Source organism: Campylobacter concisus, from assembly GCA_002092835.1.
Taxonomy (GTDB): Bacteria; Campylobacterota; Campylobacteria; order Campylobacterales; family Campylobacteraceae; genus Campylobacter_A; species Campylobacter_A concisus_K.
Genome location: LVWL01000015.1, coordinates 1 through 2279, shown reverse-complemented (window position 1 = coordinate 2279; position 2279 = coordinate 1). Strand labels below are relative to the sequence as shown.

Annotated in this window: 2 pseudogenes; both read right to left on the bottom strand. The window is 32.8% G+C overall.

Going from position 1 to position 2279, the window contains the following annotated elements:
- Positions 1–126: 126 nt before the first annotated feature.
- A pseudogene (locus A3835_09805) lies at positions 127–1484 on the bottom strand (thioredoxin reductase).
- Positions 1485–1487: 3 nt separating this feature from the next.
- A pseudogene (locus A3835_09800) lies at positions 1488–2279 on the bottom strand (hypothetical protein).

Here is a 2279-nt window from a genome sequence, read left to right as displayed (position 1 = left end):
TTTTCATATGAGGTTTTATAAAGTTTTACTAGTCCAGTTATCATAGAGATCCTATGTCTTTGATTGTAGTGGCTTAATATATTTATATTTGGCTCCGTTTGGAGCCATAGATATTAAATTTATTCTTTAATCCTTTATATTATGCTCTTTGGCATAGCTTAGTATCTTAGCTCTAAGATCTTCAGGAAAACTTTCTCTATACATTACTGGTGTTAGTGGATTTAGCTTTTTGTCTAATTTACCTGCTTCATATAGTCTTGTTAGCTCTTCAGGTGTGTTATAGTATGGTGCATTAGGATAACCTCAGGTGGGGTTAGGGACATTATTTTAGCTTCTAGAAGGGTGGAGTCGATGTAGAGGTCTATGTCTCTATCTGTCATTTTGTTTGGAAAACCTTTTTTATCAAATCTAGTTGTAAAATGAGGCATTTCAGCTTTTAAGTAAGACATAAATTCTTCTCTTGTAGTCTCGTTTGCATCAAGGTCTCTAGGGTCTAGTAATTTACCTTTATCTTCTACGAGTTCTCTTAAAAATTTATGTGTTGTTCCTTCTGGATCAAATGCTACTCCGTCCCTATTAAAATCCATCACAAAGTAATTACCTACTATTTCATCAAGATAAGGCATCATGCCATATTCATCTAGTGGAGGATTGGTAAATAGTTTTCTAAATTCTTCTGCCATTTGTAAATTTGTATTTAGACCTATATTATATGTTTGGTATTCAAATAGATCACCTAAATATTCTAAAGCTTTTACTACTCCTAGCTGAGCTGCTAAGAATACTCTTTGAAATCCTCTTGCTTTAAAGCCTGCTTCATTTCCATGTGAAAAGCCCATAGGATCTCCAAGTATTCCTGCACATATTCCCCACTCTGCTGAAAAGAGCATTGATTTTAATGTACCTTTATTGGCATTTACTTCATCATAAATTTCAGCATACTCAGGCTTTGTTAGTTTGCCTTTACTATCTACTCTACCTATTGCATCTTCAGGAATATCTATCATAGTGCATTTTAGATTACTTCTTTTTACTAGATAGATATATCTATCTCTTTTATCTTTTAAGCTTTCATAGTAAGCTTTTTCTGTTTTAGTCCAAGGCGATAGTTTATTTGAGCTTGAGTGATAGCTAATATCTAGCCATGGTTTAAATGACATATAGTCTGTTTGACCTAGAGAATTTGCCTTAGGGTTATAGTATAGTGGTTTATAGTTTTTATATGGAGATGAGTCCAGGATGGAGCGGGAGTCAAGGAGCATTTGGGAGTGTTCTTTTACACTTATAGTCTCACTCCCATAATCAAGCGGCGAGACTGATAAATTTGTCTTTTTATCAAATGGTATTTCCATTCCATTCGGAGCTATAACTATATACGTATTATTGTTATCCATTAAATTTCCTTTATTTATTCTTTTATTTACTACTATTAATGATGTAGCTATTACTAAGATAGCCAAAGCTGTGAATATAATCTTCTTCATCTCTTATCCTATATATAGACCATCTTCCATTATTATGGTGGTGGCTAGACGACCCACTAGGCGGGGAGGAATATTCTCTTTGCTTCTATCTTTTAAATCAACTTTACACCCCACATATACCCCTTTAATGTTATTGTTTCCTATAGTGTCAAGAGCTTCCACTAGATCTCTTGAGAGGTTAGAGTGGCTATTTTTATCATCAGTATTAAATATGCCTCGTTTAAATTTACTTACTATCTCTACAGCTTTTTGGTAGGCTTTTATAGCAGAAGAGAAACTATGTCCATCTTGGTTGTCATCTTTGTTATAGACACTATAAATTTCCTTCTCCTCTTTAACATCCAAATTTAATCCCCTTATCTCTACATCAGAGTTTGTATATCTACTTCTTGCATATTTAAAGTAGTTTGCATCTATCTCATTGCCAGCTCCTCTTAGCTCATCTAAGCATAGATAGGCACTAAGGTTATTTAGTGCTAGTTTAGAGGCTAGGTTAAAAGATAGTTTGTTTTTCTTATGGTCTATATCGTAGTAGATAAATGAGTTATAATCTAATCCTCCACTACTTATATTAGCTCCTAGAAATAGTCTATTTAAATTTAGACTTATATAGTTTTGATAGATCATTACTGGATAGTAGCAATAGCTATTTGTACTATTTTTATCATAAGCTTCTTTTATAGACATAGGTTTATATGAGATATTATTTAGTGCGTAAGCTTCATTAAATTTATATGTGTATCTTGTATGCATTATCTCTTTGTAGTTTTCTTCTAGTTTTTCATATGAGGTTTT